At 58.2% G+C, this 24,844-nt stretch carries 26 protein-coding genes; 17 read left to right on the top strand and 9 right to left on the bottom strand.

The genetic code is table 11. The features are described from left to right. Positions 1 to 59 precede the first annotated feature (59 nt). The 3 genes from hflK (at position 60) to AB5Y85_RS12900 (ending at position 2,393) form a co-directional block, all read left to right on the top strand. A complete protein-coding gene (hflK, locus tag AB5Y85_RS12910) occupies positions 60 to 1,211 on the top strand; it encodes an FtsH protease activity modulator HflK (protein ID WP_257687185.1) in 1,152 nt (383 codons plus the stop codon). Between the two features lie 3 nt (positions 1,212 to 1,214). Further along, positions 1,215 to 2,099: a protease modulator HflC gene (gene hflC / locus AB5Y85_RS12905; protein ID WP_108539861.1), complete on the top strand. Its 885-nt coding sequence runs from the start codon at positions 1,215 to 1,217 to the stop codon at positions 2,097 to 2,099. Positions 2,100 to 2,204: 105 nt separating this feature from the next. After that, the gene (locus tag AB5Y85_RS12900) at positions 2,205 to 2,393 is read left to right on the top strand and encodes a DUF2065 family protein (RefSeq protein ID WP_005341059.1); all 189 of its coding nucleotides are present in this window, start codon (positions 2,205 to 2,207) and stop codon (positions 2,391 to 2,393) included. An 81-nt stretch (positions 2,394 to 2,474) separates the two neighbouring features. Here AB5Y85_RS12900 and ispB read toward each other — a convergent pair whose 3' ends face one another. Further along, positions 2,475 to 3,446 carry an octaprenyl diphosphate synthase gene (gene ispB, locus AB5Y85_RS12895; RefSeq protein ID WP_257687186.1) on the bottom strand — a complete coding sequence of 324 codons (972 nt, stop codon included), beginning with the start codon at positions 3,444 to 3,446 and terminating at the stop codon, positions 2,475 to 2,477. Between the two features lie 242 nt (positions 3,447 to 3,688). Here ispB and rplU point away from each other — a divergent pair, with 242 nt between their 5' ends. The 4 genes from rplU (at position 3,689) to AB5Y85_RS12875 (ending at position 7,415) form a co-directional block, all read left to right on the top strand. After that, entirely contained in the window at positions 3,689 to 4,000 is a 312-nt protein-coding gene (rplU, locus tag AB5Y85_RS12890; protein WP_005304210.1) for a 50S ribosomal protein L21, read from the top strand. Between the two features lie 17 nt (positions 4,001 to 4,017). After that, entirely contained in the window at positions 4,018 to 4,275 is a 258-nt protein-coding gene (gene rpmA, locus AB5Y85_RS12885) for a 50S ribosomal protein L27 (protein WP_005339028.1), read from the top strand. Positions 4,276 to 4,475: 200 nt separating this feature from the next. Continuing rightward, entirely contained in the window at positions 4,476 to 5,678 is a 1,203-nt protein-coding gene (gene cgtA / locus AB5Y85_RS12880; protein ID WP_005339026.1) for an Obg family GTPase CgtA, read from the top strand. Between the two features lie 366 nt (positions 5,679 to 6,044). After that, positions 6,045 to 7,415 carry a YjiH family protein gene (locus AB5Y85_RS12875; protein ID WP_064338715.1) on the top strand — a complete coding sequence of 457 codons (1,371 nt, stop codon included), beginning with the start codon at positions 6,045 to 6,047 and terminating at the stop codon, positions 7,413 to 7,415. A 181-nt stretch (positions 7,416 to 7,596) separates the two neighbouring features. Here the strand turns inward: AB5Y85_RS12875 and AB5Y85_RS12870 are convergent, their stop codons facing one another. Then, the gene (locus AB5Y85_RS12870) at positions 7,597 to 7,938 is read right to left on the bottom strand and encodes a hypothetical protein (protein WP_129504672.1); all 342 of its coding nucleotides are present in this window, start codon (positions 7,936 to 7,938) and stop codon (positions 7,597 to 7,599) included. A gap of 304 nt (positions 7,939 to 8,242) precedes the next feature. On the opposite strand from AB5Y85_RS12870, the gene AB5Y85_RS12865 reads away from it, so the two are divergent. From AB5Y85_RS12865 to AB5Y85_RS12855, 3 genes are all read left to right on the top strand, one after another. After that, positions 8,243 to 9,232, top strand: coding sequence for a luciferase-like monooxygenase (locus AB5Y85_RS12865; RefSeq protein WP_257687187.1), 990 nt, complete (start codon positions 8,243 to 8,245; stop codon positions 9,230 to 9,232). 3 nt (positions 9,233 to 9,235) lie between these two features. Continuing rightward, on the top strand, positions 9,236 to 9,682 hold the full coding sequence (locus tag AB5Y85_RS12860; protein WP_257687188.1) for a VOC family protein: 447 nt from the start codon (positions 9,236 to 9,238) through the stop codon (positions 9,680 to 9,682). Positions 9,683 to 9,805: 123 nt separating this feature from the next. Continuing rightward, a complete protein-coding gene (locus AB5Y85_RS12855) occupies positions 9,806 to 10,306 on the top strand; it encodes a 2TM domain-containing protein (protein WP_021231934.1) in 501 nt (166 codons plus the stop codon). 119 nt (positions 10,307 to 10,425) lie between these two features. Here the strand turns inward: AB5Y85_RS12855 and AB5Y85_RS12850 are convergent, their stop codons facing one another. Genes AB5Y85_RS12850 through lptD form a run of 6 tightly spaced genes read right to left on the bottom strand, consistent with a single transcriptional unit; the run spans position 10,426 to position 17,184 of the window. Further along, positions 10,426 to 11,247, bottom strand: a complete 822-nt coding sequence (locus AB5Y85_RS12850) for a symmetrical bis(5'-nucleosyl)-tetraphosphatase (RefSeq protein WP_005339018.1) — start codon at positions 11,245 to 11,247, stop codon at positions 10,426 to 10,428. 6 nt (positions 11,248 to 11,253) lie between these two features. After that, on the bottom strand, positions 11,254 to 11,616 hold the full coding sequence (gene apaG, locus AB5Y85_RS12845; protein ID WP_236382875.1) for a Co2+/Mg2+ efflux protein ApaG: 363 nt from the start codon (positions 11,614 to 11,616) through the stop codon (positions 11,254 to 11,256). Positions 11,617 to 11,620: 4 nt separating this feature from the next. Beyond that, complete coding sequence (rsmA, locus tag AB5Y85_RS12840; RefSeq protein ID WP_005339016.1) at positions 11,621 to 12,433, bottom strand: 16S rRNA (adenine(1518)-N(6)/adenine(1519)-N(6))-dimethyltransferase RsmA; 813 nt, start codon at positions 12,431 to 12,433, stop codon at positions 11,621 to 11,623. Further along, the gene (gene pdxA, locus AB5Y85_RS12835; protein WP_257687189.1) at positions 12,423 to 13,418 is read right to left on the bottom strand and encodes a 4-hydroxythreonine-4-phosphate dehydrogenase PdxA; all 996 of its coding nucleotides are present in this window, start codon (positions 13,416 to 13,418) and stop codon (positions 12,423 to 12,425) included. The genes rsmA and pdxA overlap by 11 nt, the downstream gene beginning before the upstream one ends. Further along, positions 13,418 to 14,716: a peptidylprolyl isomerase SurA gene (surA, locus tag AB5Y85_RS12830; RefSeq protein ID WP_257687190.1), complete on the bottom strand. Its 1,299-nt coding sequence runs from the start codon at positions 14,714 to 14,716 to the stop codon at positions 13,418 to 13,420. Before surA ends, pdxA begins: the two co-directional genes overlap by 1 nt. A gap of 26 nt (positions 14,717 to 14,742) precedes the next feature. Further along, entirely contained in the window at positions 14,743 to 17,184 is a 2,442-nt protein-coding gene (gene lptD / locus AB5Y85_RS12825) for an LPS assembly protein LptD (protein WP_257687191.1), read from the bottom strand. A 174-nt stretch (positions 17,185 to 17,358) separates the two neighbouring features. Between lptD and AB5Y85_RS12820 the strand changes: the two genes are divergently transcribed. From AB5Y85_RS12820 to djlA, 3 genes are read left to right on the top strand one after another with little or no spacing between them, the layout of a single operon-like run. Further along, entirely contained in the window at positions 17,359 to 18,369 is a 1,011-nt protein-coding gene (locus tag AB5Y85_RS12820) for an aminoglycoside phosphotransferase family protein (RefSeq protein WP_257687192.1), read from the top strand. Further along, a complete protein-coding gene (gene murU / locus AB5Y85_RS12815; protein ID WP_257687193.1) occupies positions 18,366 to 19,034 on the top strand; it encodes an N-acetylmuramate alpha-1-phosphate uridylyltransferase MurU in 669 nt (222 codons plus the stop codon). Before AB5Y85_RS12820 ends, murU begins: the two co-directional genes overlap by 4 nt. Positions 19,035 to 19,053: 19 nt before the next feature. After that, the gene (gene djlA, locus AB5Y85_RS12810; RefSeq protein ID WP_257687194.1) at positions 19,054 to 19,887 is read left to right on the top strand and encodes a co-chaperone DjlA; all 834 of its coding nucleotides are present in this window, start codon (positions 19,054 to 19,056) and stop codon (positions 19,885 to 19,887) included. Between the two features lie 81 nt (positions 19,888 to 19,968). Here djlA and AB5Y85_RS12805 read toward each other — a convergent pair whose 3' ends face one another. After that, positions 19,969 to 21,420 (bottom strand): aminoacyl-histidine dipeptidase, encoded by a 1,452-nt coding sequence (locus tag AB5Y85_RS12805; protein WP_257687195.1) that lies wholly within the window; start codon positions 21,418 to 21,420, stop codon positions 19,969 to 19,971. A gap of 650 nt (positions 21,421 to 22,070) precedes the next feature. Between AB5Y85_RS12805 and AB5Y85_RS12800 the strand changes: the two genes are divergently transcribed. From AB5Y85_RS12800 to crl, 4 genes are all read left to right on the top strand, one after another. Beyond that, positions 22,071 to 22,331 carry a hypothetical protein gene (locus AB5Y85_RS12800; protein WP_257687196.1) on the top strand — a complete coding sequence of 87 codons (261 nt, stop codon included), beginning with the start codon at positions 22,071 to 22,073 and terminating at the stop codon, positions 22,329 to 22,331. Positions 22,332 to 22,367: 36 nt separating this feature from the next. After that, positions 22,368 to 22,835 carry a xanthine phosphoribosyltransferase gene (gpt, locus tag AB5Y85_RS12795; RefSeq protein ID WP_005339007.1) on the top strand — a complete coding sequence of 156 codons (468 nt, stop codon included), beginning with the start codon at positions 22,368 to 22,370 and terminating at the stop codon, positions 22,833 to 22,835. Between the two features lie 172 nt (positions 22,836 to 23,007). Beyond that, on the top strand, positions 23,008 to 24,276 hold the full coding sequence (gene frsA, locus AB5Y85_RS12790) for an esterase FrsA (protein WP_064338704.1): 1,269 nt from the start codon (positions 23,008 to 23,010) through the stop codon (positions 24,274 to 24,276). Between the two features lie 62 nt (positions 24,277 to 24,338). Then, positions 24,339 to 24,731, top strand: coding sequence for a sigma factor-binding protein Crl (crl, locus tag AB5Y85_RS12785; protein ID WP_111900713.1), 393 nt, complete (start codon positions 24,339 to 24,341; stop codon positions 24,729 to 24,731). The last annotated feature ends 113 nt before the right edge of the window (positions 24,732 to 24,844 follow it).

The following is a 24,844-nucleotide window of genomic DNA, read 5'->3' as shown; positions in this document are numbered from 1 at the left end:
TCAACGTATGACGGCCCGGTAGAGATGATATCCATCCGCATGTATTAATGGAGACGCTGATGGCTTGGAATGAGCCTGGTAACAACGGCAAAGACCGTGACCCTTGGGGGAATAACGGCAAGAATCAGGGACCCCCTGATCTGGATGAAATGCTGCGCAAAGTGAGTCGCCGTTTCGGTGGCTTGTTTGGTGGCGGCAAATCTGGCGGCGATGTAGGTCGCTTTGGTATCTCCATCGCGCTGGTTGTGGCTGTGGTGGTGTGGGTCGTCAGCGGCTTCTACACCATTCGCGAAGCGGAGCGTGGTGCCGTGCTGCGGTTTGGCAAGTTTTCCCATATTGTCGAGCCGGGCCTGCGCTGGAAGCCGACCTTTATCGATCAGGTGATCCCGGTGGACGTCGAGTCCGTGCGTTCCCTGCCTGCCTCCGGTTTCATGCTGACTCAGGATGAGAACGTGGTACGGGTCGAGATGGACGTGCAGTACCGTGTGGTCAATCCCGAGCAATATCTGTTCAGCGTGACCAATGCCGACGAGAGTCTGGGTCAGGCCACCGATAGCGCCCTGCGCTATGTAGTGGGTCATACCCGGATGGATGACGTCCTGACTACCGGTCGTGAGAAGGTGCGTCAGGAGACCTGGCAGGTGATCGATGGCATCATCGAGCCCTACCAGATGGGTCTGCAGATCGTCGACGTCAACTTCCTGCCGGCGCGTCCGCCGGAAGAGGTGAAAGACGCGTTTGATGACGCCATCTCCGCTCAGGAAGATGAACAGCGTTTCATTCGTGAAGCAGAAGCCTATGCTCGTGAAGTGGAGCCCAAGGCCCGTGGCCAGGTGAAGCGTCTGGAGCAGGAAGCGGAAGCTTACAAATCCCAGATCGTGTTGAAAGCCCAGGGTGAAGTTGCTCGCTTCAACGAGCTGCTGCCCCAGTATCTGTCTGCCCCCGAGCTGACCCGTGAGCGTATCTATCTGGAAACGATGGAAGAGCTCTATCAGCAGGCCAACAAGGTGGTGGTCGACATGCCGGCTGGCAACAACAGCATGATCTACCTGCCGCTCGACAAGCTGTCTGGCAAGCCGAAGGCTGCCCAGTCTGATCGTGCCACTGTCGCCCCGGTCACAGAGCAGGTCCCCGTTTCCAACGAGGGTGCCAACTCTACCCCGACAATGCCGCTGCGTAGCGGTGACCGCTTCAGCTCAGGGAGAAACTGATAGATGAAAAAGCTAGCTATTGGTGCAATCGCTGTCGCGGCCATGGTCTGCTTCTCCTCTGTCTTTATCGTTGATGAAGGTCAGAAGGGGATTGTGGTGCAGTTTGGCAAGGTGAAGCGGGTTGACTCCGGTGAACCCCGCCTCTATGAGCCGGGCCTGCACTTCAAGGTGCCGCTCATCGACCAGGTTCGCAAGATGGATGCCCGCATCCAGACCATTGACAGCCAGGCCGACCGTTTTGTCACCTCCGAGAAGAAAGACCTGATCATCGACTCTTACGTGAAGTGGAAGATCGAGGACTTCTCCAAGTACTACCTGGCAACCGGTGGTGGCAACAAGCTGCAGGCGGAAGATCTGCTCAAGCGCAAGATCAACAACGGTCTGCGTTCAGAGATCGGTAACCGCACCATCAAGGACATCGTCTCCGGTGAGCGCAGTACCGTGATGGAAGATGCCCTGAAGAAGATGGCACGCTCCTCCGAGCTTGGTATCAAGGTGGTGGATGTGCGGATCAAGCAGATCAACCTGCCGGTGGAAGTCTCCAACTCCATCTACCAGCGGATGCGTGCCGAACGTACCGCCGTCGCCCGTGAGCACCGCTCTCAGGGTCGCGAGAAGGCTGAAATCCTGCGTGCCGATATCGACCGCAAGGTGACCGTCATGATCGCCGACGCCGAGAGTAACGCTCGCCAGCTGCGCGGTGAAGGGGATGCGGAAGCCGCCAAGATCTATGCCGACAGCTACAAGAAAGACCCCGAGTTTTTCAGCTTCGTGCGTAGCATGGAGGCCTATCGCAAGAGCTTTGCCGGTGGCAACGACCTGATGGTGCTCAAGCCGGACAGCGAGTTCTTCCGTTACCTCAAGTCTCCTCACGGCACCAAGCCGTAATCGCCACGAGGTCACATTCAAAGGGTCTGCATTGTCAGACCCTTTTGTTTTTGGTGCCAATGCTAGCCGTCGACCCTGGGGGCTGGTTGCATTGAAGGAGGTCGGATGCTGACATCCATGCTGATGGGGTTGGGATTGCTGTTGTTGTTCGAGGGGCTCGGCCCGTTGTTGATGCCCAGGGCATGGCAGCAGATGTTACGGCTGCTGAGCGATCAGCCACCGGAGCAGTTGCGCCGTATCGGCGGCTCGCTAGTGGTTGCGGGTAGCGTGATCCTCTGGATGATGAGTCGCTGAGTCTGGCGCAATGCACTGTCCAGCAGATAGCAGACAATAAAAAAGAGGCCGAAGGCCTCTTTTTTCATGCATGTCGTTTACTCAGGCACTGCGCTGCACGGCCATGTGGGCCAGTGTTTCCAGCGCGTGCTTGTGCGGGGAGTCCGGCAGGATGGCGAGGGCGGCAATGGCCTTCTCGGCCTCTTCTCTGGCACGCATGCGGGAGTACTCCAGCGCGCCAGTGCGGTCGAGAATGCCGAGGATCTGCTCAAGATGCTCCATGCCGTTGCGGTGCAGGATGGCATCGCGCACCAGCTGGCGCTCTTCCGGCGTACCCACTTCCATGGCGCGCAGCAGCGGCAGGGTCGGTTTGCCTTCGGCCAGATCGTCGCCGACGTTCTTGCCCATCTCTTCGCTCTGGGAGCAGTAGTCCATCACGTCATCGATGATCTGGAACGCGGTGCCCAGATACTTGCCGTAATCGGTCATGGCCTGTTCGACGGGCTCGGGCTGATGGGTCAGCACGGCGGCGAGCCGGGTAGCGGCCTCGAACAGTTTGGCGGTCTTGCAGTAGATGACCGTCATGTAGCTCTCTTCGGTGGTATCCGGGTCGTTGCAGTTCATCAGCTGCAACACTTCCCCTTCGGCGATGGTGTTGGTGGCATCCGAGAGGATCTCCATCACCCGCAGGTTGGAGAGTTCGGCCATCATCTGGAAGGAGCGACTATAGAGGTAGTCACCGACCAGCACGCTGGCGGCATTGCCAAACATGGCGTTGGCGGTCTCCCTGCCACGGCGCAGGTCGGATTCGTCGACTACGTCGTCATGCAGCAGGGTAGAGGTGTGAATGAATTCGATGATGGCGGCCAGTTTCAGGTGATCCTCACCCTCATAGCCCAGCGCACGCGCAGCCATCACGGTCAGCATGGGGCGCATCCGTTTCCCGCCGGCGCTGACAATGTAGAAACCCAGCTGATTAATCAGACTAACGTCGGACTGGAGTCGGGCCAGGATCAGTTCATTGACCGCCGTCATGTCGGCGGCACAGAGCGCACGGATAGTCTGTTGGTCCATAAGTCTCGTAACGTGACAGCAGCAATAACTGCGATTTTAGTAATGGCAGGGATTCTACACGATTTCACAATGGGTTACAGTTAGGCGTTTATCCACGGCGGCAGATATGCGCACAAAATAAACTTTTTGCTAAATTGGCCTTGCCTGAGCAGATCGATTTGCGTAGAATGCCCGCCCATTGTTATAGGTTTTTGCGCATGTCTAGCCTTGAGCAAAAGACATGCCTTTACGGAGTTAATCAAATGTACGCGGTATTCCAAAGCGGCGGAAAACAACACCGTGTGGCCGAAGGTCAAATCGTTCGTCTGGAAAAGCTGAACGTTGAGACTGGCGCTACCATCGACTTCAACGAAGTTCTGATGGTTGCTGCAGGCGACACTTTTAAAGTAGGTGCTCCTTTCGTTGAAGGTGGCAAGGTTGTAGCTGAAGTTGTGGCTCACGGCCGTGGCGAGAAAGTGACTATCGTCAAGTTCCGTCGTCGTAAGCACCATCGTAAGCAAGCGGGCCACCGTCAGTGGTTCACTGAAGTCAAAATCACTGGCATCAGCGCTTAATTAGAGGAGTCCGATAAATGGCACACAAAAAAGCTGGCGGTTCATCCCGCAACGGTCGCGATTCTGAAGCTAAACGCCTGGGCGTGAAGCGTTTCGGCGGCGAAACAGTTCTGGCTGGCAGCATCATCGTTCGTCAACGTGGTACCAAGTTCCACGCTGGCACCAACGTTGGTCTGGGCAAGGATCACACCCTGTTCGCTACCGCGACTGGTAAAATCCTGTTCGAAGTTAAAGGTCCGCTGAATCGTAAGTACGTTAGCATCGTTGCTGAGTAATTACGGACCGCAAGGATCCGAAGCCCCGCCAACAGGCGGGGCTTTTGTTTTTCTGACGTCTTTCTGATGTCGTTGACGAAAAAACGGAACGCAGCTGACTTTGGCTCTGACGGGCATGATTGGCAAGATGCGTATCGCCCGCAGGGGTCTGTACCACTATAATTGCGTATCGGTTTTTCGAATTAAGGTGACGGTTACCTATGAAGTTTGTTGATGAAGTCCAGATTCGAGTCGATGCCGGTGACGGTGGTAACGGTTGTGTAAGCTTTCGCCGTGAAAAATATATTCCCAACGGTGGTCCGGACGGCGGTGACGGCGGTGACGGTGGCGACGTATATCTGATCGCCGACGAAAACCTCAATACCCTGATCGACTACCGTTTCGAGCGTTTCCATGCTGCCGAGCGCGGTGAGAATGGCCAGAGCGCCAACTGTACCGGTCGCCGCGGCAAGGACAAGATCCTGCGTGTGCCGGTCGGTACTCGAGCGACCGATGAAGATACCGGTGAACTGCTGGGGGATCTGACCCACCACGAGCAGAAGCTGCTGGTTGCCAAAGGTGGTTTCCATGGTCTGGGCAACACCCGCTTCAAGAGCTCCGTCAACCGTGCTCCCCGCCAGAAGAGTAATGGTACTCCGGGTGAAGTGCGTACTTTGAAGCTGGAGCTGCTGCTGCTGGCCGATGTCGGCATGCTGGGTCTGCCCAACGCAGGCAAGTCTACCTTTATTCGCGCCGTTTCTGCGGCTCGCCCGAAAGTAGCTGATTACCCCTTCACTACCCTGGTACCGAACCTGGGTGTGGTGCGTGGTGAGAACTCCCGCTCCTTCGTGATCGCCGATATCCCGGGTCTGATCGAAGGCGCTGCCGAAGGTGCAGGCTTGGGAATCCGCTTCCTGAAACACCTAGAGCGCTGCCGCGTGCTGATCCACCTGGTGGATATCTGCCCGGTTGATGGCTCCGATCCTGCTGAAAATGCCGTGACCATCGTCAAGGAGCTGGAGAAGTACAGCCCGGAACTGGCTGGCAAGCCGCGCTGGTTGGTGTTCAACAAGATGGACCTGATCCTGGAAGAAGAAGCCCAGGAGGTGATGGATCGCGTCAAGGCGGCCCTGAACCACGAAGGTCCGGTCTATGCCATCACTGCCATCAGCAAGGAAGGTACCAAGAAGGTCTGCTACGACATTCTGGATCTGCTGGATACCATGCCCCGTCAGCTGGCGGAAGATGCCAAAGACGCCATCGAGAAGGTGGAGTTCAAGTGGGATGACTACCACAAGAACCAGCTGGCCAAGGCTGAAGCGGAAGCACTGGCTGCCTCTCTTGCCTTCGATGAAGGGCTTGATGATGACGATTGGGATGACGACGAAGATGATGGCGTTGAAGTCATCTACGTCCGTGACTGATCCCCGTCACTCTCATTGAAAACCGGAGCCTGAACAGGCTCCGGTTTTTTTATGTCTATCGAGCAGCAACTCATTAGGTATATTTGTGATGTCACTTATTGCCTGCTACTGATAACCGATTATACCGCCCACCAAAATTAACAATAACGAAACAATCATCTGGCGATGTCGATTGAATCGATATGCGCCGCTGTATCTTATTGTTTTAATGGAAGGTTTGCCTGTGGAGATATTTATGCGCAAATTTCTGCCTTAAGGGCTTGTTTGTGCATTTTTTTAGAGTATTCTTGCGCCCGTTTTGCCGGTTAATGCATGAATACGCAGGTTGGCCGGGCTAGGGAAAAGTAACATTAGGGCAGTCATATCATGTTGGAAAAGAGTCTCGAAGCACCTGCGGTCAATACTCGCCGTAACTTGTTGATGTTTCTGGTTCCGTCACTTATCGGGATCCTGCTGTTCATGACGCCGGTCGTCTATGACGGTAACGTCACCATCCCGGTGGCCGTGCTGGCCAAGCTGGTACAGCGCGTTTTTGCCGATTATCTGGTCGCCATGGTCAGTGCGGTGATCACCACCACCATGCTGATGACGCTGATTGCCTGGTTGTTCAAGCCAGCGATTCTGGTGCGTCGTCCTTTCCTCAACAGCTTGTTTAATGTCTCCCCTTTCTGGGCCTGCGTGCGGGTATTGGGCGGTATCTTCGTGTTGCTGACCTTCTTCCAGGTGGGGCCTGAGGTGCTTTACTCCGGCGCAACCGGTGGACTGGTGCTCAACGATCTGCTGCCGGTGCTGTTCTCGGTATTCATTTTTGCCGGCCTGCTGCTGCCGTTGCTGCTCGATTTCGGGCTGCTGGAATTTGTCGGCACCATGATGACCCGCATCATGCGTCCGGTGTTCCGGTTGCCGGGTCGCTCCGCAGTGGACTGCTTTGCCTCCTGGCTCGGCGATGGCAGCGTCGGCATCCTGCTGACCAGCAAGCAGTACGAAGGGAAGTTCTACACCCAACGTGAAGCTGCGGTGATTGGCACCACCTTCTCTGCGGTCTCAATCACCTTCTGTCTGGTGGTGATCTCCCAGGTGAAGCTGGAGCACATGTTCGTTCCCTTTTATCTGACCGTCTGTCTGGCGGGGGTGGTTGCCGCTATCGTGGTGCCGCGTTTGCCGCCACTTTGCTGGAAGAAGGACATCTATGCCGATGGCACTCCCCTGTGCCGCAAGCAGGAAGCAGTGCCGCACCAGCACAGCGTGATGAGCTATGGTTTCGAGCGTGCCCTGACCAAGGCTGACAGCATGACTGATCTCGGCGCCGTCGCGCGGGAAGGGGTGAAGAATGCACTGGATATGGTATTTGGCGTGCTGCCGGTGGTGATGGCGATAGGTACCTGTGCCCTGATGCTGGCCGAGCACACCCCTATCTTCAACTGGCTTGGCGCCCCGTTTGTCCCCTTGCTGGAGCTGCTGCAACTGCCGGAGGCGGAAGCGGCTTCCAAGACCATCATGGTCGGTTTTGCCGACATGTTCATTCCGGCGGTGCTGGCCTCGACCATCGAGAGTGACATGACCCGCTTCGTGATTGCCGCCATGTCGGTAACCCAGCTGATCTATATGTCGGAAGTGGGCGCCCTGCTGCTGGGCAGCAAGATCCCGGTCAAGTTGTGGGAGCTGTTTGTTATCTTCCTGCTGCGCACTCTGGTCACCTTGCCGGTTATCGCCGGGGTGGCACATCTGCTGTTCTAAGGACGCAACGTAGTGAAAAACTCAACCTCGGTTGACCGTTTTTTTATGGCTTTTCCTCTTTTCTCCGGGCTTGATGGATTACGCGGGTTATTCGCAAAACGTCCTGCCTTGCAAGGTGTGGGTCATTCGCCGTGGGCTGAGTGTGGGTAACAAGAGAGAAGGGCCTGCGGGCCCTTGCTCATCAGTGTCCCTGCGGGTGGGGCTGTGCCGGCTTGCGGGGACACTGCACCAGCAGGGTATGGATGGTGTAGGTACTGATCTGGGGGAAGCTCGGGCTAAATCCCCTCATCGGGTCGGTGCCCCCCATGCTCATCTGAACCTTGGTGAAGGTGTGCTGGCTGCGATCGGTTTCCTGATAGCCCTGCGGACAGCTCAAGCTTGCCTGTTGCTGGCAATCATCCGGCGCACTGCACTCGATCTGGAATCGTTGCAGCGAGGAATCTGCGGAGGTGAGCTCAGTGACAGTGGCGGGGGCGCAACCGGACAGCGTCAGCGCGCCCAGCAGAACGAGATATTTTGACATAGATAACCTGAACAGTGTGGTGTGACAAAGAGTGAGGGGGAGTCTATTGCTCCCCCTTCGCTATAGGGGCACCGTTATAACCAGCCAGGGGCGCTCAGGCCAGCCCGCAAATGTAAGAAAATATGACGCCCCCTGGGCATGCGCTGCCAGCAGGATGAGCGTTCAAACAATACTTGCCTGAGATTTGTTCCGTTCGATTGCTGCCGCTTGGCAGGCAGAGTGTGGCAGGAGATAGTGATTCATTCAGGTATCCCGTGCTACATTGCCCCACTTGTTACTGGTGTGTAAATCAATGGAGTGACCAATGTCTGCCATCCCCTATTCCGTGCTCGATCTGGTGCCTGTTGCCGAGGGTTCCGTGCCTGCCGAGTCGTTTCGCCGTTCACGGGATCTTGCCTGCCATGCCGAGGGTTGGGGTTACCAGCGCTACTGGCTGGCCGAACATCACAACATGCCGGGCATTGCCAGTGCCGCCACCTCGGTGCTGATCGGTCATCTGGCCGAAGCCACCACCACTCTGCGGATCGGGGCGGGTGGCATCATGCTGCCGAACCACTCGCCGCTGGTGATTGCCGAGCAGTTTGGCACCTTGGCTTCGCTCTATCCCGACCGCATCGATTTGGGCCTTGGTCGCGCCCCCGGGACCGATCAGCGCACCATGCGGGCGCTGCGACGTATGCGCAGCGGTGAGGTGGATGATTTCCCAGCCGATGTGCGCGAGCTGATGAGCTATTTTGGCGACGAGATCGGCGCGGTGCAGGCGGTGCCCGGCCAGGGGCTGCATCTGCCAGTCTGGCTGCTGGGCTCCAGCCTTTACAGCGCGCAACTGGCGGCGGTGATGGGCTTGCCGTTCGGTTTTGCCTCCCATTTCGCGCCCGCCATGTTGCTGCAGGCGCTGGAGATCTACCGCAGCCAGTATCGCCCCTCTGCGCGCTGGCCCAAGCCCCATGCGGTGGTCTGCATCAACATGATCGCCGCCGACAGCGAGCGGGAGGCCCGCTTCCAGTTCACTACCGTGCAGCAGCAGTTCTTGCGCCTTCATCGCGGTGATGCGGGCAAGCTGCCCGCGCCGGTCGTCCAGCTTGTTGACGAGTGGGCGCCCCGTGAGCTGATGGCGATGGAGCAGACCCTGGCTCGCTCTCTGGTGGGCGATCCGGAGCAGGTTCGTCACGGTCTCAAGGCGCTGCTGGCGGAAACCCGCGCCGATGAGCTGATGTTCAACGGTCCTATCGTCGATCATCAGGCCCGACTGCGTTCTTTCGAGATTGCCGCCGAGCTGATGCAGAGCCTGTAAGCCATGACGAACCCTACTGTCGCGGTGGATGAGGTGTATTGGAATCCCATGGTACCGGAGCTGTCGGTTACCGATCTGGCTCGATCTCTGGTTTTCTATACCGGTTTGTTGGGCTTCTCGGTCCGCTATCGGCGCGATGACCCTCCTTTTGCTTATCTTGAACAGCAACAGGTACAACTGATGCTGGAGCAGGTACATCCGGCGGGTTGGCAGGTCGGGGCGCTGGAGCCACCGTTCGGTCGGGGGATCAATCTGCAGATGGAGCTGACCGAGATCCAGCCGCTACTCGAGCGCTTGCAGGCCGCCGGGATTGCACTTTTCCGGCAGCCCACTGAGGTCTGGTATCCAGTGGGCGAGATGCTGGCCGGGCAGCGCGAATTTTTGCTGCAGGATCCCGATGGTTATCTGTTACGGTTTGTGCAATATCTGGGGGAACGAGCGGCTGACTGACAAGATCAAAATCTTAACCATCTGATTTTAAAGGACTGTCAGATGTATGTCGGCCATCTGTCGTGTCACCTTTCGCGGCGCAAGCCCTATGCTGGCCCTGTCAATTACCACAAGGAGTTCGAGATGATCGTCAGGAAGTTGAGATTGCAACGGGGTTGGTCTCAGGATCAGTTGGCAACGTTAACTGGTTTGAGTGTCCGCACTATCCAGCGGATCGAGCAAGGGCAGCAACCCGGACTGGAATCTCTCAAGGCCCTGGCCGCCGTCTTTGAACTCGATGTGGCTCAACTGGATGGATCAGAGCAACAGGAGCGCGAGATGAGAGGAAGTGACACTATGGGTCAGGATGCGGTGCAGGTATCGGCAGAGGAGCGGGCGGCAATGCGCTATGTGGAGGAGCTCAAGGGCTTCTATCACCATGTCGCCAGCTACGTGGTGGTGATCTGCGGGCTGTTTGTCATCAACTACCTGAGCAATCCAGAGTACATCTGGGCCTGGTGGCCAACCCTGGGTTGGGGGCTGGGACTTGCCTCCCATGCTGTTCGGGTGTTTCAGCCCTTCAAGCTGTTTGGCCCCGAGTGGGAGCGGCGCCAGATCGAGAAGCGGCTGGGGCGCAAGTTGTAACTTCATTCGCTGGAAAACAGGGAGCCTAAAACAGCAAGCCCGGCAACCAGCCGGGCTTTGTTATTGGAGCGGGTTGTGGCCATCCGTGCGGCAGCAATCGCCTGATTGCTGCGCACTTTCTAGCTGGCGTGAACCGGGCAGGGGGTGGTGATCAGGGCATCATCCTCGTAGCGCCACAGGGTGAGGCTGTTGCCCCAGACGCAGCCGGTATCGAGTGCCTTGATGTCGCTCTTGCCGGTGTTGCCCATCAGCGCCGCCCAGTGGCCGAACACCAGAATGGGGTCGTCCACGTGGTGTTCGCGCTGTTCGAACCAGGGACGCAGCCCCGGGGTCGACTCCTTGGGCCCCTTCTTGCATTTGAAGTCGAGACGACCATCGAAATAGCAGAAGCGCATCCGGGTGAAGGTGTTGATGATGTAGCGGTAGCGGTCGATCCCGACCAGATCATCTTTCCAGCCATCGGGCTGGTCGCCGTACATGTTGTGCAGCAGCCAGCTGTACTGGTCACCGCGTAGCAGGCTCTCTACCTCGCGGGCGCAGTTGCGCGCGGTGCGGACATCCCATGCGGGGGAGATTCCGGCATGCACCATCATGATGGGCAGGTCCGGATGTTCGGCCAGTAGCGGGCGGTGGCGCAGCCACTCCAGCAGTTCATCCCGATCAGGGGCATCCATCAGGCTTTGCAGCTTGTCTTTCTTCTTGAGCGGTGCAACGCCATCGGCGACCGCCAGCAGGTGCAGGTCGTGGTTGCCGAGCACGGTGACGGCGCGGTTGCCCAGCCCTTTGACAAAACGCAGGGTATTGAGGGAGTCCGGGCCGCGGGCGACCAGATCGCCGCAGAGCCAGAGCACGTCATTTTCGGGATCGAACGCGGCAAGATCCAGCAGACGGCGCAAGTCGTCGTAACAGCCCTGGATGTCACCGACAAAACAGTTCGCCATGAAACCTCAGTTGATAATATTGGGGATGGCTAGCGTGAAGGGGGCGATGGGCGCCTCAAACTGCTGACCAGAGCCATCTTGCAGGGTATAGCTCCCTTCCATCACCCCAAGCGGGGTCACCAGCGGCACGCCGCTCTGGTAGCGGTAAGTCTCACCTTCGGCAATGACGGGTTGTTCCCCGACCACGCCCGGGCCTGCCACTTCCAGCATCTTGCCATTGGCATCGGTGATGAGCCAGCGCCGATGCAGCAGTTGCACCGGGCCGGGCCCCAGATTCTCAATCTCGATCAGATAGTGAAACTGGTAAGGGTCTTTGGAGCCCGCCACATACACGGGGTATGGGCGGATCTCGATGTGCGGGGGTGCCACAGGATCAGGCCTGTTGCTGATCCGCCAGCCAGTTGGCGATCATGACAAACTGCTCGAGGGAGAGATTCTCTGGGCGCAGGTTGCCATCGATACCAAGCTCGGTCAGCTGGGCGTCGGTGATGAAGTTGGAGAAGCTGTTGCGGATGGTCTTGCGACGCTGGCCAAAGCCTTCGGTACAGACGCGATTCAGACAACGAATGTCTTTTGCGACTATGGTCGGATTCTTGTGCGGGATCAGGCGAACCACGGCAGAGTCCACTTTCGGCGCCGGTTTGAAGGCGCCTGGGCCCACTTCCAGCACCGGCACCACCTGGCAGTAGTACTGGGTCATCACGCTCAGACGGCCATAAGCCTTGCTGCCCGGGCCAGCGGCCAGACGCAACACCACTTCCTTTTGCAGCATGAAGTGCATGTCTTCAACCCGGTCGGCAAATTCGCACAGGTGGAAGATGAGCGGGGTGGAGATGTTGTAGGGCAGGTTGCCGAAGATGCGCAGCGGCCCCTTGCCTTCACCCATCAGGGTGCCGAAGTCAAAACGCATGGCATCCGCTTCGATGACGGTCAGCTTGTCTTTGAGGGTCGGGTGCTCGCGCAGGCGAGCTGCCAGGTCCCGGTCAAGCTCGACCACGGTCATTTTGTCCATCTGGGCGGCGACCGGCTCGGTCAGCGCGGCCAGACCCGGACCGATCTCCACCAGATTCTGACCCGGCTGCGGGTTGATGGCGGCGACGATTTGATCGATCACATACCGGTCGTGCAAGAAGTTCTGACCGAAACGCTTACGGGCCGTGTGGCCCATGTGCACCTTACTGCTCATATCTTTTTTTCTCTACCATCTTGATGGCGTGGTTAATCGCGGTGACAAGGCTGCCCGGATCGGCCAGGCCCTTGCCTGCCAGATCCAGCGCGGTGCCGTGATCCACCGAAGTGCGGATGAAGGGAAGCCCCAGGGTGATATTGACCGAACTGCCGAAGCCCTTGTATTTGAGCACAGGCAGCCCCTGGTCGTGGTACATGGCGAGTACCGCATCCGCATCCTTGAGGTATTTCTCCTGGAACAGGGTGTCGGCCGGCAACGGGCCGACCAGATCGATCCCCTCTTGGCGCAGCGTGGCCAGTGCGGGTTCGATCACGTCAATCTCTTCACGTCCGAGATGGCCACCTTCCCCTGCATGGGGGTTGAGGCCGCAGACGTAAATACGGGGTTTGGCGATGCCAAACTTGGTGGCGAGATCCTCATTTAGGATCCGGATCACCTTGCCGAGGCGATCCTCGGTGATGGCCATCGCTACATAGGCCAGCGGAATATGGGTTGTCGCCAGTGCGACCCGCAGCCCCTCGGTGGCCAGCATCATCACCACATCGGCGGTGTTGGATTGCTGGGCAAAGAACTCGGTGTGGCCGCTGAACGAGACCCCGGCCTGGTTGATGATCCCCTTGTGCACCGGCCCGGTCACCACGGCGGCAAATTCGCCGCTCATGTTGCCATCGCAGGCACGCTGCAGGGTCGCCAGCACATAGGCGCCATTGCCTTCGTTCAGCTCGCCCGGCACCACGGGGGCGCCGAGGGTGACCGGACAGACGGTCAGAGTGCCCGCCCGCTGGGGGCGGGCAGGGGCAGCGGCATCGTAGGGCTCAAGCTCGATGGGCAGCCCAAGCAGGGTTGCCCGCTCGCGCAGCAGCGCCGGATCGGCGATCACTACCAACTGGTGGGGCCAATCCTGCCGGGCAATCTGCAGCACCAGATCCGGGCCGATCCCGGCCGGTTCGCCCGGGGTAACGGCAAGGCGACGGCAGCTCATCAGCTACCAGCTCCTTCGATCTGGATGTAGGCCTCGTCACGCAGCTCATCCAGCCACGCCTGGGACTCTTCCACGAAGCGGCGATTGTAGATCAGCTGGTAGGCGCGCTGCTCCTGAGCCTTGTCGGTCGCATCCTGGCTGCGGCGATCTTCCACCTGCACGATGTGCCAGCCGTGGCTGGTACGGAACGGGGCACTGATCTGGCCCGGTTGCAGACGGTTGACCATGTCGCGGAACTCGGGGACATAGACGTTGGGATCAGACCAGCCCAGTTCGCCACCCTGCACCGCAGAGCCCGGATCTTCGGAGTACTTCTCCGCCATGCTGGCGAAGCTTGCCTTGCCGCTCTTGATGTCGTGCAGAATGCCATCCAGCATCCCCTTGGCTTTCTCTTCGCTCAGGATAATGGACGGCTTGATCAGGATGTGGCGGGCTTTCACCTCGGTCTGCATCACTTGCTGCTGACCCTTGGTGTCGAACACCTTGACGATGTGCAGGCCGGCACCGGAGCGCAGCGGGCCGACGATGTCGCCCTTCTTGGCACCCTGTACCGCTTCCGCCATCAGGGTCGGCATCTCTTGCGGGCTCATCCAGCCCCAGTCGCCCCCTTCCAGCGCCTTGGGTCCGTTACTCTCGGCAATGGCCAGTTTGCGGAAGTCGGCACCTTGCTTGAGGGCGGCCAGAATGCGCTCGATCTTGCTCTTGGCGGCATCCAGCTGGGCGGCAGTGGGGTTGTCCGGCAGGGCAATCTGGATATGGCCGACGTGGTATTCGTTCTGCTGTTGACCCTGTTTCTTCAGGATCTCCACCACCTGCTTCACCTCCTGCTCGGAGATGTTGATACGGCGGCGCACCTGGTTGCGGCGCACCTCGTTCATCAGGATCTCGCGGCGAACCTCTTCCCGATACTGGGCATAGGTCATCCCTTCACGGGCGAGCTGAGCGCGCAGCTGATCCAGGGTCATCTTGTTGTCGGCAGCGATGCCCTGAATAGCCTGTTCCAGCTGGGTATCGCTGATCTTCAGCCCCTGGCGCTCTGCCAGTTGCAGCTGCAGGCTCTCCTGGATCAGCCGATCCAGCGCCTGTTTGCGCAGGGTGGCATCGTCAGGCAGGGACTGGCCGCTCTCCTGGGCGGAGAGTTTTACCTTGTTGACCAGTGAGTCCTGTTGGCTGGACAGCACCACATCCTTGTTGACCACGGCCAGAACCTTGTCCATCAGCTCGGGCGTAGCCAGTGCGGCCTGGCTCATGGCGCCGAACATTCCCGCGGTCAGCAGGGCAATCAGGGTCTTTTTCATATCCATCTCTCAAGGCTGGGCCAGCATCATTGCTGGCCTTTCAGATTAAACGGGCGAACATAGGGCAACAACTCGGTATCCAGGGTGACGCTGCGGCCACCGGTACCCACGCTGCCAAGTCCCTTCATTTCAAACTGCAGACCAATGACTTTTTCCGAGCGTGACATGAGAACATTGTTTTCCCACTGCGGCTGGTTGTGCCACTCCAGGCTCATGTTGATGCTCCAGCAGCAGGAGTCGTATTTGACACCGATCTTGCGGTCAATGTTCACATCCTGCTTGATATCACGGTAGTAACCGCCATACATCTGCCACTGATCGGCGAGCGGCGCCATTACTACCAGACCCGCCTGGCTTAAATCTGAAGGTAGAGCGCTATCAGGTTTGGTTTGATAGTCCAGATTACCATCCTTGATGTAGCGGTAGTTGAGCTGGGTGGTCAGCTTGCTGGTCCGGTACTCGACTGCACCGTTGCCAGCCGTAAATTCACCCTCGGAGGTATCGTACTGGGTTCCTGCATGGGCAAACCACTCATCGGTGATCCGGGCATCCCCCTCAAACGAGAGCAGGGAGCGGGCGTTGGTGCTTTCCGGATTTGAAGGGTAGAGGCGCACCTTGGGTGGCGTCATCTCAAAGGCCTGGGCTACCGCCAGACGCAACCGTTCATCACCCACATTGTCATAGACCCGGCTGGTCAGGCCAACGGTGACCCGATTGGCATCGCTGATGCGGTCGAGACCGGCAAAGCGGCGGTCACTGAACAAGCTGTAGTAGTCCTGACGGGTGGTGGTGGAGTCGTAGATCCCGATCTCGTCCTGATCCCGATAGGGAACGTAGAGATACTGGAATTCGGGTTCCAGAGTCTGGGTACCCTTGCCATCATACCAGTCGAGCGGGCGATCGAAGTTGACGCCTCCCTTGAGGCGGAAGGAGGGCAGAGTACGGGTAATGGTGCCCTCTTTCAGGGTCAGCTGTTTGCTGTCTGCATCGGTGAAGCGGCTGCGGTCCTGGCTAACCAGATTATCGGGTACCTCCTGGTTGTAGGAGGTAAACATCAGCTTGTACTGGCTGGTCAGGTAGTAACCCGGTGCATCCACCAGAGGCACGGTCAGAGTCGGTGCCAGATGCAGACGGGTGGCAGTGTAGCGCTCACCGGCTTGCTGAGTGTTAGCGTTACCACTGTCATAGCCAAACTTGGTTAGCTCGCTGTTCCAGGCCAGATCGAACCACTTACCCTGTTGATAGTAGTTGTAGTCGATACGCGGCAGCATCTCGTGGGGCAATGGTACGTCGGGACGCAGAATTTGATAACGGCGGATCTCTGACGTCAGGTTCCAGTTCTGCTGGTAGTAGCCGGCAGTAAAGGATTGCTGCAACTGGCTGTCGACCTGAGTGCCCACTTGCGGGCTGAAGTCGTTGAAGTAGTTGTAATCCTTGTCCCGCACCTGGGTGTAGTCGACGCCAAAGCGCAGTGAACCATCCATCAGGGTTGAGCCGTGACGGACATTCATCAGGTAACGATGGCCATCTGAAAGATTGGAGTTGCTTGGGTTGTACTGCTTGTCATCCGCCAGATTTTCAAAGTACAGAATACCTGCATGTGCGGGGTCCGGCATGTAGCGGAACTCCACCTGCTCCATCAGGCCGCGTTTATCCATAAAACGGGAGGTGATGGTGGCATCGTAGTTGGGAGCTATGTTCCAGTAGAAGGGCTGGGTGATATCCATGCCGTTGCTGGAGCTCTGCTTGTAGCCCGGGTAGAGCAGACCGGTCTTCCGCTCATCCTTGATGGGGAAGTTGATATAGGGGAAGTAGAACACCGGGTAGTCATAGAGCCAGAGGCTGGCGTTCCAGGCTTCGCCGAACACCTCTTTCTGGTCGATGTCGATGCTGCCCGCCTTGAGGGTCCACACTTCCTGACCGGGGGGGCAGGTGGTGTACTGGGCACCCTCCATGGTGATGTTCTGGTTGTTGTTGGTCATCACCACTCGCTTGGCAAAGCCGCGCACCGGTGAGCCATGCACCTGATACTTGCCCTCTTCCAGTTCGGAGTTCTTGGTATCCAGGTTGGATTTGAGGGTCTTGTCGCTGGTGACGGTCACCTGACCGTCGTTGTAATAGATGTTGCCGATGGCGATGACATCCCGGCTCTTCTGATCGAGCTGGGCATAGTCGGAGTCAAACTTGCGAACACCCTGACGAACCTTGACGTCGCCTTCATAGACGGCGGTGCCGCCCTGTTTGGCCTCGAGACGGTCAGCATCAACCTCGACCGGCTGTGCGTTGGCATCCTGATCCGATGCAGGCTTCTCTATCTTGGGAACATAGTCATAGCAGAGACTATCGAGAATGCCGGTGGCTGGCGGCGCTTCGAACGGAGCCGCCTGCACCATCATAGAGGTGAGTGCGGGGGCCAGGCTGATAGTCAGGGCGATGGGATAGCGGTACCCCAGTGTCCATTTTGTCATGTGAAAGACTCGTGCAATCCGTGATAGATACGGTTGATCCAAGGCATGCATTTTACGACAGGTTTCATCGAGTTGACATTGCATGTCATTGCTTTATGTTAGCCGGCAATGATAAAGCATTATTGCGGCCAGGGCTAACAGCCAAGTGCTGCTTTCCACCTTGGTCCTCTACTTATGCACGATCGCGATTCCCTGCTATTGCAGTGGGCACGCCGTATTTCCGGTGATGCCAATCTTCAGTTGACCCTCATTTCCGGTGATGCCAGCTTCCGCCGCTACTCTCGTGGTGGTGGTCTTGTGTGGGTGGATGCCAATCCGAAAACCGAAAAAAATCATGAATTTGTTCGTAACGCGGCCGCCTTGCAGGCGCGTCAGCTGTTGGCGCCAGAGGTGAAGGCGGTGGACTACGAACAGGGGCTGCTGGCGGTCAGTGACCTGGGCGATACCCAGCTGATCAGCTGCCTGAACGAGCAAAACGTGCTGGCCTTGTATGGCAAGGCGATCGATCTGTTGCCGACACTGGCGGCAGTGGATCTGGCGCTTGAGCCCTTCGATGCCGCCTTTATGGCGCGGGAGAACAGCATTTTCCCCGAGTGGCTGCTGGGCCACCATCTAAAACTGACCCTGAGCGACGAAGAGCAGCAGCTGCTCGATGAGACCTTTGCCTGCCTCACCGCCTGCAATCTGGCTCAGCCGCAAGGGATCATGCACCGTGACTTCCACAGTCGCAACCTGATGGTGTGTGGCGGAGACACTCCTGATAGCAGCGAACTCGCCATCATCGATTTTCAGGATATGGTCATCGGGCCGCTTACCTATGACCTGGTCTCCCTGCTGAAAGATTGCTACATACGCTGGCCTGACGAGGTGATCGATGAAGGTATGCGCCACGGCTTTGCCACCCTGCAACAGGCGGGTCTGCTTGGCGAGCTCGATTATGCCAGTTTCCGTCGTGATGCCGACCTGACCGGCATGCAGCGCCACCTCAAAGCGGCGGGGATCTTCACCCGGCTCTATCATCGCGACGGCAAGTCCGGCTATCTCAAGGATATTCCCCGTACCCTCGGCTATGTGGTGGATGTCTGTCGCACTCATGGTCGTGCCTATCCGGTACTGGCCCGTTTTGGTCAGTGGCTGGAGCAGGTGGTGTTGCCGGGGATCGCCAACGCTGGGGTTAAACCATGAAGGCGATGATCCTGGCCGCTGGCCGTGGCGAGCGGATGCGCCCGCTGACCGACCTGTTGCCCAAGCCGCTGCTAGCGGTGGGGGGCAAGCCGCTCATCGTTCATCACATCGAAAAACTCAAAGCTGCCGGTGTGACCGAGTTGGTCATCAACCACGCCTGGCTTGGCCACAAGCTGGTTGAGAGCCTGGGTGATGGCCGTGCGCTTGGTGTGACCATCCACTGGTCAGCCGAGGAGAGCGCGCTGGAGACCGCGGGCGGAATCGTGCAGGCGCTGCCGCTGCTGGGCTCTGAAGCTTTTTTGGTGATCAACGGCGATACCTGGCTAGATCTCGATTATCACACTCTGGTCAGCCAGCCCCTTGGCGATGATTTGGCCCACCTTTGGCTGGTGCCCAATCCGCCCCAGCACCCGAGTGGGGACTTTGCCCTGCAAGGGGGGCGAGTCATGGATACGCCAGCGTTTACCTTCAGCGGGGTCGGACTATATGATCCGGCGGCCTTTGCCGGTCTCGCGGGCGGCGCCCGCAAGCTGGCGCCCCTGCTGCGTGACTGGATGGCACAAGGGCGGGTAGGCGGCAGCCTACTCGCTGGCGAGTGGCGCGATATCGGCACGGTCGATCGACTGCGCGAGCTGGATGACCAGCTCCAGACCCGCACTCATTAACTTCAAGAGGTCTTGAACCATGCGTATTTGGGGTAAGGTGCTGGGCGCCTTCTTCGGTTTTCTGCTCGGCAATATCATCGGCGCCCTGATAGGTCTCTGGATTGGCCACCGTTTCGACCGTGGCATGGGGCTGCAGGGGGCGTTTCGTCGCGGTCCGAGTCAGGAGCAGCAAGCCGTCTTCTTCCATGCCACTTTCTCGGTGATGGGTCACATCGCCAAGTCAAGCGGTCAGGTGACCGAACAGGAGATCCGGGTTGCCTCCAACCTGATGGATCGTATGCGGCTGGCGGGCGAACAGCGTGTCCGGGCGCAGGAGTCGTTTCGTCTCGGTAAAGAGGCCGACTTCCCGCTGCGCGAAACCCTGGCCGAGTTCCGCCGTGCCAGTCTGGGGCAGCGCGATATTCTGCGCTTCTTCCTCGAAGTGCAGTTGCAGGCGGCCTTTGCAGATGGTCGGGTGGAGGAGGGCGAGCGCGCCATTCTTCATACCATTGCCGACGAGCTGGGCTTCAGCCGCATTGAGTTGGCCCGCATTCTGGCGATGGCCGAAGCGCAGATGAACTTCTTCAATCAGGCCCATGGCCAGTATCAGGGGGGCCATTCCGGTGGCCAGCAGTATCGGCAGGCGGCACCCTCTGCGGATCGCCTCAAGAATGCCTACCAGTTGCTGGGGGTGAGCGAGAGCGACAGCGATCAGGATATCAAGCGCGCCTACCGCAAGGAGATGAGCAAGCATCACCCGGACAAGCTGGCCGCCAAAGGGCTGCCGCCGGAGATGATGGAGATGGCCAAGGAGAAGACCCAGGAGATCCAGCAAGCCTGGGAGTGGATCCGCGAGGCCCGCGGCATCCGGTAAGCGCCAACGTCAGGTTGGAACAGACAATAAAAAACCCCGCAGCAGTGCGGGGCTTTGCTTTGCCGTGTGGCGCAGGCCGGGTTATTTGGCCGGAATCGCTTCCAGCACGTGCACCAGCAGTTGCCAGAAACGCTCGACCGCCGGGATATGTACCTTCTCGTCAGGGGAGTGGGCACCGCGGATGGTCGGGCCGAAGGAGACCATGTCCCACTCCGGATAGGCGCTCTTGAACAGACCGCACTCGAGGCCGGCGTGGATCACCATGACGTTGGGCATGGTGCCGAACAGGGTCTGGTAGCTGTTGCGAACCAGCGCCATGACGGGGGAGTCCACGTTCGGCGCCCAACCCGGGTAGGCACCGGTGAATTCGCAGCTGGCGCCTGCCAAGGTGAACAGGGAGCGGGTCATCTGCTCGATGCTCTCGCGGCCTGAGTCAATCAGGGAGCGGATCAGGCACTGGACGTATACTTCGCCATCCTGAGTCTTGATGACCCCCAAGTTGGTAGAGGTTTCGGTCACGCCGGGCATGGCATCGCTCATGCGCATCACGCCGTTCGGGCAGGCCATCAGGGCATCCAGCAGGCGCTGCTGCAGGGAGACGCTCATCAGCTTGGCCGGTTTGGCGGCGCTGTTGACCAGCACGGTCAGGTTCGGCTCGGTAGCGGCCAATTCGGTCTGGTAGATCCCGGTGTAGCGGTCAACCAGCGCCTTGAACTCGTTTACGCTGGCAGAAGGCACCAGCAGGGTGGCGCGAGCTTCGCGCGGGATGGCGTTGCGCAGGGTGCCGCCGTGGATCTCGGCCAGACGAACACCCTGCGGCTCGGCTGCTTTGAGCAGACGCACCAGCAGCTTGTTGGCGTTGCCACGACCGCGATGGATATCGCAACCGGAGTGACCGCCACGCAGCCCTTTTACGGCCAGTTCGAACGCTTCACCTTCAGCAGCATCAACCAGCTCGAGCGGGAAGCGGATATTGGCATCCACACCGCCAGCGCAGCCCATATAGACTTCGCCATCCTCTTCGGAGTCGGTGTTGAGCAAAATTTCGCCCTCCAGCCAGCCAGCTTCCAGACCGAAAGCGCCGGTCATACCGGTCTCTTCGTCTGTGGTCAGCAGCACTTCCAGCGGACCGTGCTTGATGGTCTTGTCAGCCAGTACGGCCAGACAACCAGCCATGCCGATGCCGTTGTCGGCACCCAGGGTGGTGCCACGGGCCGTGACCCACTCGCCATCGACATAGGCATCGATAGGATCGGTCGCGAAGTCGTGTTTGGTGTCGGCGTTGGCCTGCGGCACCATGTCTATGTGGGCCTGCAGTACCACGGCTTTGCGGTTTTCCATCCCCGGGGTGGCCGGTTTCTTGATGATGATGTTGCCGACCTTGTCCTGCTTGACCGCCAGACCTTCCCCTTGAGCCCATTGGATGATCCAGGCGCTCAGTTTGGCTTCATGTTTGGAAGGGTGGGGAATGGAGCAGATCTGTTCGAAGAAATGCCAAATCAGTTTGGGAGAGAGAGAGCTAAGCTGTGCCACGTCGGGACTCCTTACCAGCACGGAATTAACAGGGCCCCATCAGCGGGCCGGGGAAGAGGATAACGATAATACAGTCAATCACACAAAAATGTGAGCAATCAGCGCAAATCGCAGGCAGCTTGTGCTGGCTGATGGCAACTAGGCAGTACGATCGTCAGGTTCGGACGACGCTGGCCAATAGAAAAGAAAATGTGTGACCGATCTCACAAAAATATTGAATTTAACGCACCGACTGGTAAATTAGCTCCCGTGGTTCGCCACCCGTCAGGATGACGATGAAAGCCTCCAGGGAACCGAAGCAAAGCAAGTGCGCCTCCATGGAACCGAGTGTTCGTTCAAGGATTTGAGCCCGCATTAAAGGTACGTAACTTGTTAAGCAATCAGGAGTTTCAATATGCCAGGCAGCAACTCAACCTATTGGTTTGCCCCCTCTTTGTATACCCAGGGTTTCAGCTACCCTAACCCCTTCGTCACTCGTCGCTAAGACGAGCTGCCCAACCAGGCAGAGGCGAGAAAGCAGCAGGTGCGTGAGGTAAATCCTCCCCCTGCTATTTTTTTATCTGCGATTTGCCGCACAGCCCATTTGGACTCGGCAGCAGGGACGGCAGGTTAGTCGTTTGGCGCTCTAGATGTGCCGAATGGAGAGGGTGATGCCGATTTTTCCTGTTTTTGGCATACGTTTGCCAGGCATTTTCTCTGCAAACGGTGCTATCATATCGGCCCAACAGCCTGTCCGCGGTTTGGACACATCATCTAACCGATCGCCGGATAAGCCCATCTTGCTTCCATTGTTATCAGATTTGCTGCCGAGGCTTAGCCCTGAGGCAGCCGAAGTGCAATCTGAATTCAGTCTGGCAAGGGCCGCCATTTACTGGCATCCGCAGGGAGAATTGCGGGTGTTGTTATTTTAAGTGATTGTTTTTAAATAACTATTTGAGATCGATAACATGCCGAAAAAGTTCTATGTGTCGTGGGACAACCTGCAACGTGAAGCTCGCCGTCTGGCCCGTCGTCAGCTGCCTGTCAGCCAGTGGAAAGGTATCATCGCGGTCAGCCGTGGTGGCCTGGTGCCCGCAGCCCTGATGGCCCGTGAACTTGGCATTCGTAATGTGGAAACTCTCTGCATCTCCAGCTATGACCATGACAGCCAGCGCGAGCTGGTGGTCGTGAAGGCTGCCACCACCGCCGGTGATGGCGAAGGCTGGCTGGTGGTGGAAGATCTGGTAGACACCGGCACTACCGCCAAGGCGATCCGCGAGCTCTACCCGAAAGCCAAGTTCATCGCGATTTTCGCCAAGCCGATGGGCGAAGCGCTGCTGGATGATTTCGAAGTGGCGATCCCGCAGGATACCTGGATCGAACAGCCGTGGGACATGGCACTGGAGTTCGCCACACCGATCTGCGACGAAAAGTAACGGGATCGGGATGTGACGCTCGCTGCGTCCATTGGTCGCGACCGGCAATAATGGTTTCACAGGGCTCCAATTTGGAGCCCTGTTTTTTTGTGTATCAATCTGTTGCAGGGTGGCTGATGGGCAGTAAAAGTGGTTAAGATGAGCTATTGCCTGATATGAATGGGACACTATCTTGGACTTGAACGAAGACCTAAACCTGACCGAACAGCTCTTTACCCGCGTCAAGAAGGTATTGGAAACATCCGAGATCTCCAACTCCAGTGCGGCTGATCTGGCGCAAGCCGAGTCAGACGAGATGTTTATCGACGGTTCCATGTCAAAGAGCTGGTATCGCCTGCTGCGCCGCCCCTCCTGGACCTGGCAGGGGGCAGATCCCATCGAAGTGGAGCAGACCCTGGCCCGTATCGCCATGGCGACCGGCGAGCGTACCCACGATTGCTATCTCGATACCATCAAGGGCTATGTGCCCGGCAACTGGATCTACGAATGGAGCCAGGTGGCTGGCAACTATTTCAAGCAGGGCCGCGAACTGCGCGAGAAGGGGGATACTTCTGGCGCCTTGAAACAGCTGCTCAAGGCGGTGCGCTACTACTCCATCGCCAGCTATCCCCATCTCAAGGATGACGAGCTGGCGGATCAAGCCCAGCTGCTCGGTAACATGGCCTATCGCGAGGCCGGTCGCCTGTTCAAGGTGCCGCTCAAAGAGATCCAGGTGCCTTTTCGCGGCAAGCATATTCAGGGTTATCTCCACCTGCCGACGACCGAAAAACCGGTGCCGCTGGTGATCATCAGCGGCGGGATCGACTCCCTGCAGCTCGATTTCCTCAACTTCTATCTCAAACGGCTCGAGCCCAACGGTATCGGCATGCTCTCCCTCGATATGCCCGGGGTTGGCTATGCCGAGCATTGGCCATTGGTACAGGATACCAGCCGCCTTCATCAGGCTGTGTTGCACTATCTCTCCGAAGTGGCCTGGGTCGATCATCAGCGTATCGCCATGGTGGGGATGCGTCTGGCGGGCAATATCGCAGCCAGACTGGCCTTTATCGAACCCTTCAAGCTGCGCACCGTGGTCTGTGTCGGCGCCGGGGTCAATCAGGTGTTTACCAATCAGGAGCTGTTTGCGAAGTGCCCGCGCATGATGCGGGACAGTCTGGCCAACCGGTTGGGGGCGGATGCGGCGCAGTGGGACGGCATGCGTACCAAGTGCCAGGTATTTTCACTTAAAACGCAAGGATTACTGGGGACTCGCACCTCAGTGCCGATATTGAGTATTGGACACAAGCGAGATTTTATTTGTCCCGAGCAGGATGTACGGGCATTGGCGGCGGCCAGTCGTAACGGCAAGGCCATCGTATTCGACAAACAGCCTTTGCTGGAGGTGTATGACAAGGCACTGGACGAAATCGTCGAGTGGCTGAAACAGCATTTGTGTACCTGACATTGCGCTAAAGAACTGACGCCATCCCGAGGTGGCGCGGCTTGTTTAACAGGGAGGTTAACATGTCTGAAAGAGTGACCTACAAGCGACTGCTGAGGCAGTTTGCTGCCATTGGCCCCTATTTGCGCGAAGATCTCTGCGAAGAGGGGCGTTATCGTTTCGACTGTTTGTCTGTCTGCGTCAGTGCCAAGCCGGCGCCGGACAAACGGGAGTTCTGGGGCTGGTGGCTGGTGCTGGAGCAGGACGATCACCATTTCCGTTACCACTATCAGCTCGGTTTCTACAATGCTGATGGTGAGTGGCTGGACAAGCCGATCCCCAAGAAGCACCAGGTAGAAGTGGAGCGGACCCTCAACCGTTTCTACAAGCTCATCAGCGACAAACTGACGGCTCTGGAGTGTCAGTTAGCGCCAGCGGATCAGGTCATCAATGAGTTGACCGTGACCGCCGCTTGATCCCTGATGCCCGGCGAGCAGCATCCCGCTGTTTGCCGGGCCATCAGTCAGCCATCTCCCCTTCCGACCGCAATCATCCGGGCTTTGCTTCATCTCCTCACCCCGACGTTAAT

It is taken from the genome of Aeromonas sp. R3-1 (assembly GCF_040908345.1).
Lineage (GTDB): Bacteria > Pseudomonadota > Gammaproteobacteria > Enterobacterales > Aeromonadaceae > Aeromonas > Aeromonas veronii.
This window is presented reverse-complemented; position numbering and strand designations above follow the sequence as displayed.